The organism is Alkaliphilus crotonatoxidans, from assembly GCF_054658015.1.
The window spans coordinates 989573-1002709 of sequence record NZ_BAAHXS010000004.1 but is presented as its reverse complement, the minus strand read 5'-3'; the positions used below and the strand labels follow the sequence as shown (position 1 = coordinate 1002709).

At 42.6% G+C, this 13137-nt stretch carries 10 protein-coding genes; all 10 read right to left on the bottom strand.

Annotation, left to right across the window (positions count from 1 at the left end; translation table 11 throughout):
- Positions 1-77: 77 nt before the first annotated feature.
- Positions 78-1037, bottom strand: coding sequence for a peptidylprolyl isomerase (locus tag ACYQ1I_RS07355; RefSeq protein ID WP_459763859.1), 960 nt, complete (start codon positions 1035-1037; stop codon positions 78-80).
- A gap of 40 nt (positions 1038-1077) precedes the next feature.
- Entirely contained in the window at positions 1078-4602 is a 3525-nt protein-coding gene (gene mfd, locus ACYQ1I_RS07350) for a transcription-repair coupling factor (protein ID WP_459763857.1), read from the bottom strand.
- A 107-nt stretch (positions 4603-4709) separates the two neighbouring features.
- Complete coding sequence (locus ACYQ1I_RS07345) at positions 4710-5090, bottom strand: hypothetical protein (protein ID WP_459763855.1); 381 nt, start codon at positions 5088-5090, stop codon at positions 4710-4712.
- 32 nt (positions 5091-5122) lie between these two features.
- Entirely contained in the window at positions 5123-5680 is a 558-nt protein-coding gene (gene pth, locus ACYQ1I_RS07340; RefSeq protein WP_459763853.1) for an aminoacyl-tRNA hydrolase, read from the bottom strand.
- Between the two features lie 156 nt (positions 5681-5836).
- Positions 5837-6784: a ribose-phosphate diphosphokinase gene (locus ACYQ1I_RS07335; RefSeq protein WP_459763851.1), complete on the bottom strand. Its 948-nt coding sequence runs from the start codon at positions 6782-6784 to the stop codon at positions 5837-5839.
- A 33-nt stretch (positions 6785-6817) separates the two neighbouring features.
- Positions 6818-8194 carry a bifunctional UDP-N-acetylglucosamine diphosphorylase/glucosamine-1-phosphate N-acetyltransferase GlmU gene (glmU, locus tag ACYQ1I_RS07330; RefSeq protein ID WP_459763850.1) on the bottom strand — a complete coding sequence of 459 codons (1377 nt, stop codon included), beginning with the start codon at positions 8192-8194 and terminating at the stop codon, positions 6818-6820.
- A 213-nt stretch (positions 8195-8407) separates the two neighbouring features.
- The gene (gene spoVG / locus ACYQ1I_RS07325; protein WP_459763848.1) at positions 8408-8689 is read right to left on the bottom strand and encodes a septation regulator SpoVG; all 282 of its coding nucleotides are present in this window, start codon (positions 8687-8689) and stop codon (positions 8408-8410) included.
- Between the two features lie 145 nt (positions 8690-8834).
- The gene (gene purR, locus ACYQ1I_RS07320; RefSeq protein WP_459763846.1) at positions 8835-9653 is read right to left on the bottom strand and encodes a pur operon repressor; all 819 of its coding nucleotides are present in this window, start codon (positions 9651-9653) and stop codon (positions 8835-8837) included.
- Positions 9654-9891: 238 nt separating this feature from the next.
- A complete protein-coding gene (locus tag ACYQ1I_RS07315; RefSeq protein ID WP_459763844.1) occupies positions 9892-10554 on the bottom strand; it encodes a class D sortase in 663 nt (220 codons plus the stop codon).
- Between the two features lie 80 nt (positions 10555-10634).
- Positions 10635-12920, bottom strand: a complete 2286-nt coding sequence (locus ACYQ1I_RS07310; protein ID WP_459763842.1) for a thioester domain-containing protein — start codon at positions 12918-12920, stop codon at positions 10635-10637.
- Positions 12921-13137: the final 217 nt, after the last annotated feature.

Sequence of the window (13137 nt, the reverse complement as noted above, 5' to 3'; positions counted from 1 at the left end):
AATTCTCCTTAATTTTAATTATTATTAGGCGAGAACTTTCCGGGTATAAAAAAAGAGGGAGTGCTTCTCCCCCTATATTAATCAGTAGTTATATTTCTTACAACCTCTGCCTTTTCAACACTTTCATCAATGAGCTTTTGAAACTCTGTGGCCTTTAGGAAATTAACGATTAGATCCAGGCTATCCTCAAATTCATGTACCTCGGTATTTTTATCCTCTACCTTGATGATATGGTAGCCAAAATCAGTTTGTACAGGGTCGCTTATGTCCCCAGCTTCCATGGAGAAAGCTGCTTCATCAAAGGGAGCCACCATACTGCCCTTGGCAAAATAGCCCAGGTCTCCGCCCAAGTCCTTGGTACCGGGATCTGTAGAATATTCCTTGGCCAGCTCCTCAAAGGATTCTCCCTGTTTAATTCGCTCTAAAAGCTCCTCGGCTAAGTCTAAATTATCAACCAATATGTGCCGTGCCTTCACTTCATCAATTATAAAATACTCAGGGTTTTCATCATAGAAGGTTCGAGCTTCTTCTTCGCTAATGGTTAGCTCTTCCATGTAAACCCCTTGATAAGCATTGATAATTTCCCCTACACGAATCAGCTCTTTAACAAAGGCCTCGTCAAGACCGTTTTCCTCTGTAAAAGCCTTATATTCCGCATTATTGTTGAGATATTCCAAATACTCCTCGTAGGATTTATCAATCACCTCTTTATCTACAGAAACATCCTTTTCTTTTGCCAGCTGAAGCAATACTTCATCGGTGATCATCTTTTCCAACACTTGAGATTTGACTGTTTCAATCAGACTTAAACCAGTTTCGGTATTCTCGTTAAAGATTTCAGAACCAAACTGCAATTCATAATCCATTTTATATAGTGCAAGATTTTTATTAAAATCCTCCATTGAAATCTCGACTCCATTTACTACTGCGGCTACTTCTGCATCTACCTTGGCTTCTTTGCTGCAGCCCACCACCAATAATGCCATGATTAAAATTATTGACATTATGCCTATATGCTTTTTCCAATGTCTTTTCATTTTCTTTTATCACTCCCTATCCATTTCGGTCTTCACTCTATTATAACGAATTTGCTTTTATTTGCAAACCGCTAATTTTTTCTATCATGTCCTTTAGGTCAGTTAATGTCTTATATTGGTCAAGATTATTAATTTTATATAAAAAATAGGGCTCACTGGTGCCATGGAAGGTTACCCGGCGGTGATAGGTGTGAAGCACATCGCCAATATACTCCGGCTTAAGCTTGCTGGCATCCTGAAAGCTAATTTTAATTTCTTTATCTTTTTGACTGATAGACCCAATCCTTAGGTTTTTAGCCAGGGCCTTAATATAGGAAATCATTAAAAGGTTTCTGACGCTGGCAGGTATATCTCCATACCGGTCTTCAATTTCTTCCTCAACACTGAATAGATCAGCCTGATTACGGATTGAGGCAATTTTTTTATAGATTTCAATCTTCTGGCTGGGGTTTGAAATGTAATCCTCGGGAATGTAGGCATTGACATTGAGCTCCATCAGGGTATCTTCATATTTTTCTACAGCCTCACCCCGCATTTCGCCGATGGTTTCCTCCAAAAGCTTGACATATAAATCGTAGCCAATGGCGGCCATGTGTCCATGCTGTTCTCCCCCTAAGAGGTTTCCCGCACCACGGATTTCCAGGTCACGCATGGCAATTTTAAAGCCAGAACCAAACTCCGTAAATTCCTTGATGGCCTTTAGACGCTTTTCTGCCACCTCTGTCAGGGATTTATTCTTCTCGTACATTAGGTAGGCATAGGCCTGCCGGTTGGATCTACCGACCCGGCCCCGAAGCTGATAGAGCTGCGATAAGCCCAGCTTGTCGGCATCGTGGATGATAATGGTATTGACATTGGGTATGTCAAGGCCCGTTTCAATGATGGTAGTACAGACCAAAAGATCATATTCCCCTTCATAATAGGCAAGCATTAGGTTTTCCAGCTCCCGCTCACTCATTTGGCCATGGCCTACTCCAATTCTGGCCTCTGGAACCAGCTGGGCCAGCCGATTGGCCATTTGCTGTATTCCCTGAACCCGATTATAGACATAGTAAATTTGCCCGCCCCTGGCAAGCTCCCGGGTGATGGCATCCATCAATACCGATTCGTTGTATTCCATCACATAGGTCTGTACAGGAAACCTTTCCTCTGGCGGATCTTCAATTACGCTCATATCACGTACACCGATCATCGACATATGAAGGGTTCTGGGAATCGGTGTGGCGGTTAAAGTCAATACATCTACATTCTTTTTCATGTGCTTCAGGGCTTCCTTATGTTTTACACCGAAACGCTGTTCTTCATCCACAATCAGAAGTCCTAAATCTTTAAAGTTTATATCCTTGGATAATATTCGATGGGTACCGATTAATATATCTAGGTTACCTGTTCTGGCATCTTCAATAATTTTCTTTTGTTGAGCTGCTGTTTTAAAGCGGCTTAACATCTCTATCTTCACCGGAAAGCCCGAGAAGCGCTGGGTAAAGGTATTAAAATGCTGCTGTGCCAAAATCGTAGTAGGAACCAATACTGCCACCTGTTTATTTCCCATAACTGCTTTAAAGGCTGCCCTAATGGCCACTTCGGTCTTTCCGTAGCCTACGTCACCGCATAGCAGCCGATCCATGGTTCGTTCCCGTTCCATATCTGCCTTAACCTCTTCGATACAACGAAGCTGATCTGCCGTTTCCTCATAGGGAAACAGGTCTTCAAACTGCTTTTGCCATTCGGTATCTTCAGGAAAGGCATGGCCTTTGGCTTTTTCCCGCTCTGCGTAAAGCTTTAATAGCTCCCCTGCCATATCTTCAATGGCTCGCTTTACCTTGGCCTTAGTTTTAGCCCACTCGGTTCCCCCCAGTTTATTCAGCCTTGGCAGCTTGTCGTCACTTCCGATATATTTTTGTATTAAATCCATCTGATCGGTTGGCACATAGAGATTATCTTCACCAGAATAACGGATTTTCAAGTAATCCTTTTTAATTCCCTCAACCTTTAATTCTTCGATTCCAATGTATTTTCCTATTCCATGACCCTCGTGAACTACATAATCCCCCACCTGCAATTCAATAAAGGATTTAATCGGGGCAGCATCCTTACGCTTGGTTTTTTGCTTTTTCTTTTTATGAACTCCATATATTTCGCTGTCGGTAATCATGATATATTTCATATCGACATATTCAAAGCCCTTGCGAAGGCTTCCCTGAACAATGACCACCTGGCCTGTCATGAGGCTTTCCCCTTGGGGATTAACCTCAAAATTTACCTTAATTCCCCGATCCCTCAAGAGCTCCAATAATCGCAGGGCCCGTTCCTTGGTGCCAGGAACCAGCACCACCTTATAACCTTTATACTGAAGTGTTTTTAACTCTTCTACTAAAAAATCAATTTTACCCTGGAAGGATTGTACCCCCCTGGAGGTAAAGGAAATAGTTTCTTTAGGCTGAAAGTCGGGATTATATTTCGGTATTAAGCTGAGGGATGCCACCTGATGCCTCTTAAGGCGCTTGACAAGCTCATCGTAAAGGAACAGGCGCTTGCCCTGGGTGGGTAATACCTCGCCCCTTTCCAAAAGGGTTTTAAAATTATCGTGAAATTCCTCTAAATGTCCCTCTGCCTTTTCTCTGATTCTTCGGGGCTCATCCATTACAATGAGGGTTTGAAGCCCCATATAATCCAATAGGGTGGCAGCATCCTCATAGACATAGGGCATGAAGAGATCGGCCCCATTAAAATGACTAAAGTTCTCAAATTTATCTACAATTTCGTTAAACTTTTCCTCCAGCCTTTCCTTTCCTGGCTCCTCCAGCTTGCTCAAATTCCTTTTCAATTCCTGTTTAAGCTGTTTTTGCAGGGCATCCAGCCTGGTTGGATCTAAGAGTCCTTCCGTTACAGGATTTATCTCCACCTGCTCCCTTTTATCGATGGACTTCTGGGTGGCCACATCAAAGGCCCTGATCGAATCAATCTCATCATCAAAAAGCTCAATTCTATAGGGATTCTCTGCAGAGGGAGGGAAGATGTCTATGATTCCTCCCCTAAGACTATATTCACCCCTGGCCTCTACCCGATCGGTGCGCTGGTAGCCTTGAATAAAGAAGGTGTTAAGAACCTGTTCCAGATTGATGATCTCGCCCACCTTGATATTGACCCGGTATTTCCGATAGATTCCTGGGGGAGTTAGCTTTACCAGCAGGGACTCCACCGAGGCAACCACAATTCCCCCTGTAGATTGGTTGAGCCTTTCCAGAACCTTAATTCGCTCATCCTCCTGATCATTACCCAGGGCTGTCACATCATAGTAAACAATTTCTCGGGAGGGAAAATGCATGACATCCTGATTTAAATAGAACTTCAAATCCTGGTACAGTTCCCGGGCTTCCAGCTCATTGTGGGTAATCAGACAGATGGGCTTCTTCAGGGCCTGATACAGCCCGTAAATCATATGGGATTTTTGTGATTCATTCAAGCCATGGAGATAAACCGGGGTTTTTCGAGATTTAAAGGCTCCGATCAATTGATTGTACTGTATGGAATTTTCTATAGGTGTAAGCAGTAGATTCTTCACCCTCATGACACCGCCCTTTAATAAAGTTACATAATTTGCTGTAAAAATAGTCAGCATCTTTAGCCCGGATTTGAAACCCAGGCTTTTAAATTATGATTACATTTACATTATAGATATTTAGTTATATACCAGTTCCACCCACTATGAAACAGCCAGGCCACCAGAATAGCAATAAAAATGGATTGGCTTCGATTAAAGACCAGCAGGGTGATGTATCCAAAGAGGCTATGACTGAGTATACTGGCCAAGGCTGCCAGTTTTCCTATTTTTTTAGGGGAATTAAATATGTCATACCCACCTTCTATGATCCCAAATACAATATGGGTAGCTAAAATGTTTCTATTGATTACCATTGCTGCAAGAGTTTTTATCAATTCTTCCGCCAACGGAACAATCATGATCAGACTGTTTCCGCCAAAGCGCTTCAGTATGACCTTATTTAATAGATAAGCGAAAAAAGCTGCCAATATACCCGAAAGGATGAACATTTCTCTACTCCTTTTTTTCTATATCCTTCACCTTATCCATTATACTTATTCATGGCCAGCTGCAGATTATCGCTGATAATGGTCTCTACCGCCAAGGCAGCCCGTTCAATGGCCTCCTTAACAGGGCCTGCTTCTTCCTTTGAAAAGCGACCCAATACATAGTCCGCCAAATCTCCCCCTTCGGGCTTTCCTACTCCAATTCTGATTCTGGGGAAGCGATCCTCCTTAAGGAGATAAATAATATTTTTCATTCCGTTGTGACTGCCGGCACTGCCCTTTTCCCTTATTCTAAGGGCACCTGTCTTCACATCGATATCATCGTAAATGACGATTAGCTGCTCTAAATCAATTTTATAAAATTGTATCAGCTCCATTACACTTTGTCCACTAAGATTCATGAAGGTTTGGGGCTTGACTAAAAGAACCCTTTCCATACCGATATGCCCTTCTCCGATCAATGCCTTGTACTTTAGCTTGTTTACCTTTATATTTAAGCGATCAGCCAATAGATCAACGGTGTGAAAGCCCACATTATGTCTAGTGCCCTCATACTTTTTTCCTGGATTCCCAAGACCTACAACAATATACATGTTTTTCACCTCCTAATGGGGGCCGCCGGCCATAAGCAAAAAGTCACCAGTTTGATTAAAAGCCCCTCTTATTCGAGGTATTGAAAATCAGCAGGCATGTATACAAGATACATAAGGGTGCCGAAATTTTCACCTGCGAAAAAAAGGGGTTTTCGTCTAATCAAAAAGCTTACTGACTGAGATGTTTTTATAAATACGTAAAATTGCTTCTGCAAAAACCGGTGCTACTGAAATTGCCTTAATTTTATCACTTTGCTTTTCCTCGGGAAGCTTAATAGTATTGGTGATGATCAGCTCTTTAATAGCTGAATTTTCTATTCTTTCCAGCGCAGGCCCAGACAATACCGGGTGAGTACAGCAGGCATAGACCTCAACTGCGCCAAATTCCTTCAGGGCATTGGCGGCATTGGTGATGGTTCCTGCCGTATCAATTAAGTCATCCACCAGAATAACTGTTTTGCCTTCAATTTCACCAATTATGTTCATAATTTCAGACACATTGGCCTTTGGCCTTCTCTTGTCAATAATAGCAATGGGTGCATCCAGATGATTAGCAAAATTTCTTGCCCGGGTAACACTCCCCAGGTCTGGAGAGACGACTACCACATCCTTTAGGTTCTTTTCTAAGAAATATTTTGCAAGAATGGGTACTCCCTGTAGATGGTCAACAGGAATGTTAAAATAGCCTTGAATTTGGGCAGCGTGCAGGTCCATGGTCAACACCCGGTCGGCACCGGCCGTCGTGATGATATCTGCCAAGAGCTTTGCAGTAATTGGATCCCTTGCCTTGGCCTTTCTGTCTTGTCTTGCATAGCCGTAATAGGGAAGTACCGCAGTAATTCTTCCGGCTGACGCCCTCTTAAAGGCATCGATCATGATTAAAAGCTCCATTAGATGATCATTAACAGGGGGGCAGGTTGGCTGTACCACATATAGATCTGTTCCCCTGACGGTTTCATTAATATTGACAGCAATTTCACCGTCACTGAAGGTGGTTACCTCGGCATTTCCCAGGGGAACCCCGATAGTTCTTGCAATTTCCTCAGCCAATTCCAGATTGGCATTTCCAGAAAAGATTTTAATTTCACTTCCACTGGTGTTCATTAACTGTAATCCTCCTTGTTAAATTGACAATACTTACTTATCTTTTTTTAATAGGCCCTTCTTTTCTACCCAGCCATGCTTGTTTTCCTGTCGCCCCCGGGCCACCGCCAGGGCCCCTTCGGGCACCTCATCGGTAATGGTTGAACCACTGGCCACATAGCCATTTTTCTTTACAACCACAGGGGCAATCAGGTTGGCATTACTGCCAACAAAGGCACCATCTTCAACGACGGTCTTATGCTTGTTTTTCCCGTCATAATTGACAAAAACCACCCCACAGCCGATATTCACCTTTGAACCCACCTCGGCATCACCGATATAGGCTAAATGAGATGCCTTGGAATAATCCCCGATAGAAGCATTTTTCAATTCAACAAAGTCTCCTATCTTGACATGCTTTCCAACCCTGCTATTGGGCCTTAAATAGGCATAGGGCCCCAGGGTAGAATAATCATCTATATTGCTTTCTATGACAACAGAATGGTTAATTTCTACCCCTTGACCAATATGGGAATACCGGATTTGGGTATCAGGCCCGATTTTACAGCCTTCCCCAATGGTGGTTTCCCTTGATATACTGGTACCAGGGTAAATAATGGTGTCTTGTCCGATTTGGGCTCCCTTTTCTATATAGGTAACCTCGGGATTAATAATGGTAACGCCATTTCTCATATGCCCATGATTAATCCTTCTTCGCATGACAGCCTCTACCTGGGCCAGCTGTACCCGATCGTTCACCGCCATAATTTCTTGAGGGTCATCGACTTGATAAAGCCCCACCGAAAGGCCCTTTCCCTTCATGATTGAGAGGACATCGGTCAGGTAATACTCCTTCTGGGCATTATCATTCTTTAGCAGAGGCAGGGCTTCCTTCAATTCCCTTGAGTTAAAGCAATAAATCCCGGAATTAATTTCTTTAATTTTTTTCTCGTCAGGTGTTGTATCCTTTTCCTCTACAATTTCCTTTAGCTGATTGGCATGATCCCGCACAATTCGGCCATAGCCATGGGGATTCATCAGCTCTGTTGTTAAAACCGTAGCACTATACTGTTCTGAAACATGGGTCTTAAGCAGATTTTTTAGGGTTTCACCGGTAATTAAGGGGCCATCACCATTGAGTACCAGCACCAAGCCATCCTCAGAAAGGAGCTCTCGGGTCATACCAAGGGCGTGACCAGTTCCCAGCTGAACCTCCTGTAAAACCGTCTTAATATGGGGCTTTAGGCTATTTTTTACTTCCTCGGCCCCATGACCCACCACCACAATGCACTCATCTACCTCAGCATCTTCAGCAGCGTCAACAACATGTTGCAGCATGGTTTGTCCGCAAACCCTGTGGAGCACCTTGGGAAGCTGGGATTTCATTCGCTTCCCTTCACCTGCAGCCAGTATGATTGCTTTAAGTTCCATTATTTCACCTCTAATTTATATTTTAAGCGTAAATTCTTATCGATTTACTTCTAATTTCCCCTATATAGTTTATTATATTTTGACTAAATAAAAAACCCCTAAATCAAAAAACCTTTATATAATAAAAAAAGTCTGCCCTAAAACATCACTTTATATCATTATATCATTTTGACCGCAAATAAAAGGGACCCCCATGGCCCCTTTTTATTTTTCTTACTCTCCAACTGCTCCCTCAAGCTCGTCTCCCATTTTTTCATACTCACTGAAGATTGCATCCTGAATTTTAGATCTTGTTTCCGAGTTGATTGGATGGGCGATGTCTCTAAAGTCACCTTCCCCCATTTTTCGACTGGGCATCGCAATAAATAGTCCATTTTGACCTTCAATAATTTTAATATCATGTACAACAAATTCCTCATCAAACGTTACAGAAACAATAGCCTTCATTTTCCCTTCCGTTGCTACCTTTCTAATTCTCACATCAGTCACTTGCATTGTCCCTCACCACCTTCCATCTGTCATACTGCAAAATGCATATTATTATGGACTATTCTCCATTTAGGACAAATTTCCTGCAATAATATTGCAAGTTTTCAGAATTTTTTTGTCGTTGGTGGATTTTTTTTAAATTGTATCTGCATTATATCAGGTCTGGGTTCGGTACCATCTGAATAAACTGATCTGACTCCCTTACTTCTTCTAAAATTAACAGGGCACGATAGTCATTAATTAGCTTTTCAGCAGGTGTTTTTGTTGCAATTAGCACCCCTACCCCTTCTACCTCTGCATCAAATTCCTTCATCATATCCTTCATCCCCTTGGCAGTTCCCCCGGCCTTCATAAAATCATCTATAATAATTACCCGAGCGCCTGGCTTGATGGCCCGGCGTGAAAGGGACATCCGCTGAATTTTCCCACTTGATCCTGAAATATAATTAATACTCACCGTTGAACCTTCCGTCACCTTGCTGTCTCTTCTTAATATCACCAAAGGCCGATTCATGGCCCGGGCTACCATTAGGGCCAGGGGTATTCCCTTGGTCTCTACGGTGACGATATAATCAACATGTTTATAATCAAATTGACTGGCAAATATTTCACCGATATGATGAATCAGATGGGGAGAATAGATCACATCAGTCATGTATAAAAAGCCCCCGGGAAGTATCCGATCGCCCTGGCTTAGCTTTTCAGCAATCATTTCTAATATTTCTTTGTTTTGCTTCTTGTTGGTTTGGGGAATAAACTTCACACCCCCGGCGGCTCCAGAAAGGGTTTCAATTTTTCCCAGCTCCATTTTTTCCATTGTTTGCTTCACAATGACAATATCTTCGCTAATGGTAGACTTGGCTGAATTGAATTTTTCTGTAAAATAATTCAGTGTAAATACTTTATTAGGTTGATCACTTAAGATTTTTACCATGGCTGCTATTCGCTCATTCCTCTTTAGCTTGCTCATAACCATCCTCCAAAGTCATTTTATTATAGGGAATTGCCCCATTCCTGAAAAAAATATAAATATGAACATTCGGTAAAAAATTAACCATAACCTACGTTCTTACCTTAACATTTCCGTTGATTTTTTCCTTAACATTAGAATTTATACTTCTATTTATCATTTTATTGCTTTTCTTCAGGATTTTCAAGCTAAACCAATTACTACACCGATTAAAATCAAGCCATATAAGGAATTACTGCTACGTCTCTGTTTGCTTTGCATGAATGATCAACCTATGACTGGCAGTATAGAGGGGTGTACAGGTTATTAGGGTAAGCACCCGGTCTTGGTTGTTTCGATTCAATACAGAAACATCCTCGGGCAGTACAACCTTTTTCTCGTAGACTTCATACTCGTAAATGCCATTAATCGTTTCAATAAGAATCATGTCTCCGGGTTCCAGCTCATCCAATCGATTAAATAAGCGTCCAAAGGTATGGCTCCTATGGCCTGCCAAAGCCGTGTTGCCAATTTCGCCAATGGTGGTAGTTCCTTCAATTTGAGCTGCCCCCATTTTTAAATTTCGATTTGTTGCACCAGCCAGAATCGGTAGATTTAATTCTATCTTTTGAATTAGTATCCTTCCTATTGTATCAAGTGCCGACACCTCGATGGGCTTTTCCTCTTCCTGTTGGTCAGGCGGGTTTGTCGGACTTACCAGTCCCTGATCCTGCTCCATTTCATCATTAAAAATGGTTTCTAACTCATAATATGCTTCCATGGCAGCTGCTTCTAAAGTGATGTGTTCCTCAAAATCCTCCAGCAGTTTTTGCTGGCTATACCACCAATACCCCCTTTCCAACAGGGGATAAGCAGCTATGATGAGTCCCATGACAATGATTAAGGTTGACAGTTTTTTCATGGCGGCATCCTTCCTTTGGAAAAAGGGCTGGAACATAATTATCCCAGCCCTTAATTAAATTTGAATATCTTTTTATTTAATTATTTTCTTCTGAGCCTAATACCCAATGCACTGATTAAAGTTCCCAGTCCATAAAACAGATAGGGAGATCTTTCACCGGTTTTGGGCAACGCTACGGGGCCCAAGGGAATTTCTTCGTCAAGAATAATCATTTCGGGCTCTTCTTCAACTTCCTCTACTTCTTCTACCTCTATTATATCTTCTACTATTTCCACCTCTGGTACACCCTGGGGAATAGGTTCTTCTTCTATTATTTCTTCTACCTCTTCAACGGTTTCAGGTTTTGGGTTAGACCTCCTAATTGGGGTGTTGGATCTATCTCTGTTCCTATCTCTATCCCTGTCTCTATCCCGACCTGGATTGTTATTATCTGGTTCCTCTGGATCTTCTGGATCTTCTGGATCCTCTGGATCTTCAGGGTCTTCAGGATCTTCGGGATCTTCTGGATCCTCTGGATCTTCTGGATCCTCTGGGTCTTCTGGATCTTCGGGGTCTTCAGGATCTTCTGGATCTTCAGGGTCTTCGGGGTCTTCAGGATCTTCTGGGTCTTCTGGATCTTCGGGGTCTTCAGGATCTTCTGGATCTTCAGGGTCTTCGGGGTCTTCAGGATCTTCTGGATCTTCTGGGTCTTCTGGATCTTCAGGGTCTTCAGGATCTTCAGGGTCTTCAGGGTCTTCAGGATCTTCGGGGTCTTCAGGATCTTCAGGGTCTTCTGGATCCTCTGGGTCTTCTGGATCTTCTGGGTCTTCTGGATCTTCGGGATCTTCTGGGTCTTCTGGATCTTCGGGATCTTCAGGATCTTCTGGATCTTCAGGATCTTCGGGATCTTCAGGGTCTTCGGGATCTTCTGGGTCTTCTGGATCCTCAGGGTCTTCTGGATCTTCTGGGTCTTCTGGATCTTCGGGGTCTTCCGGATCTTCAGGATCCTCGGGGTCTTCGGGATCTTCTGGATCCTCGGGATCTTCTGGATCTTCTGGATCTTCAGGGTCTTCTGGATCCTCTGGGTCTTCTGGATCCTCTGGGTCTTCTGGATCCTCGGGATCTTCCGGGTCTTCTGGTTGAACCCTGGTATTATAAACATAAACGCTACCTTCCAGGGCTCCAATTGTTAATAAAATTCTTCCATCGGCGGGTGATATTTCATATATCGGTATATATTCTTCGGGTATATTAATTTCGGTTATCAAGTACTCACCCAGGGGCAGGTTTTCTATTTCCAATGAACGGCCAGCACTGACCGTATGTATTTCATTATAGCCCTGTGGCCCTGAAATATGGACGGTAAAGTCAGTCTGGTCTTCTTCTACAATTGTATTATCATGATCATAAACAACCTTATTGACTGTTATTTTTCCGGTTGGCGGCGTATATTCATAATAAAGCTTGGTCATGGCAGAAAGGGCGATTCCAGCTTCCATCCCTGTAATGCCTATTAAAGTCTGAGACTGCTTCACGCCTCCCACCGGCAGTAGAATCAAAGCGTCATAGACTTTTTGATGTCCTTTCACTTCTACTTGAAAATCGATGTCCGCTTGAAATTCCTCAGCGGGAATCGTTATTTTTACTGTTTTTATACCTTTATCAGTGTTGACGGTTTCCTCTGCTCCTGGATAAACCCCCTGCAAATCAATACTGTACTGATGATTTAACTCAATATAGCTGCCGTCGTAATTGGTTTGATCCGCCCCATAGCTAAAGGTAATTTCCACATCTTCCTCTGCATTTGGGCCAATGGCTACGTTTGTGATTCCCACATCGGCAGGGTGATCAGCGGCCGGTATACCGGGCAGTGACTTTAAATACTCATATACCCGCTTTACATTACGATTTAATAATTGAAAATAGGTAGGGCTATAATTGTTGGTCTGATTCCATATTGCATATTGTGTTGCAGTAATTGCCTGGGCCTGGGTTAAGCTGTTTACATTTCCTACAGCCTTCTTTAAATCATTCAGGCTGATATTGGGGTATGAGCCATGGGCTATGGCCCTTAGCTTGTTGGCTTTAGCTTCATTGATGCCAATGGACTCGGCATCTTCAAGCTTGATCAGCCGATAGTCAACATCCTGTCGTGCCCTGACGGTTTCGTCTGCACAGTAGACATAAATGGTTGACCCTACATACTTGCCATTACTATACTGTCTTACATGGAAAAGATAGGTGTTTGAATCTGAGCCCCTGGTACCCGTTCCATCCCAGCGGTAATATTGGCTATTTCCATAGGCTATGCTGGGCATAAACATCAAGGCCACCAGTAGGGCAATAATCAGGCTAAAGCTCCTTCTCCTGATTTTTTTTCTTACCATTCCTTCACTTCCTCCCTTTTTAATATAGTTTTATTGAAGCAAAATTGCTTTTCTAGTAACTTGTGTCCTTTAAAAGGCGAGATAAGAGCTGTGGCAAATTTGGACAGGGATAATCTATTAGCTTAAATGAGGCAGGGTACTAGGTACCAATTGAATCATTAAAACATAAATTAATTATTAAGTATGTCGCTTTATATTTTATTAGGTCTGGTATGAC

Bases quoted from the DNA above. Each gene is read 5' to 3' on its own strand.
- ACYQ1I_RS07315 (WP_459763844.1), bottom strand. From the start codon at position 10,554: ATGAAAAAACTGTCAACCTTAATCATTGTCATGGGACTCATCATAGCT.
- ACYQ1I_RS07310 (WP_459763842.1), bottom strand. From the start codon at position 12,920: ATGGTAAGAAAAAAAATCAGGAGAAGGAGCTTTAGCCTGATTATTGCC.
- spoVG (WP_459763848.1), bottom strand. From the start codon at position 8,689: ATGCAAGTGACTGATGTGAGAATTAGAAAGGTAGCAACGGAAGGGAAA.
- ACYQ1I_RS07355 (WP_459763859.1), bottom strand. From the start codon at position 1,037: ATGAAAAGACATTGGAAAAAGCATATAGGCATAATGTCAATAATTTTA.
- ACYQ1I_RS07335 (WP_459763851.1), bottom strand. From the start codon at position 6,784: ATGAACACCAGTGGAAGTGAAATTAAAATCTTTTCTGGAAATGCCAAT.
- ACYQ1I_RS07345 (WP_459763855.1), bottom strand. From the start codon at position 5,090: ATGTTCATCCTTTCGGGTATATTGGCAGCTTTTTTCGCTTATCTATTA.
- purR (WP_459763846.1), bottom strand. From the start codon at position 9,653: ATGAGCAAGCTAAAGAGGAATGAGCGAATAGCAGCCATGGTAAAAATC.
- glmU (WP_459763850.1), bottom strand. From the start codon at position 8,194: ATGGAACTTAAAGCAATCATACTGGCTGCAGGTGAAGGGAAGCGAATG.
- pth (WP_459763853.1), bottom strand. From the start codon at position 5,680: ATGTATATTGTTGTAGGTCTTGGGAATCCAGGAAAAAAGTATGAGGGC.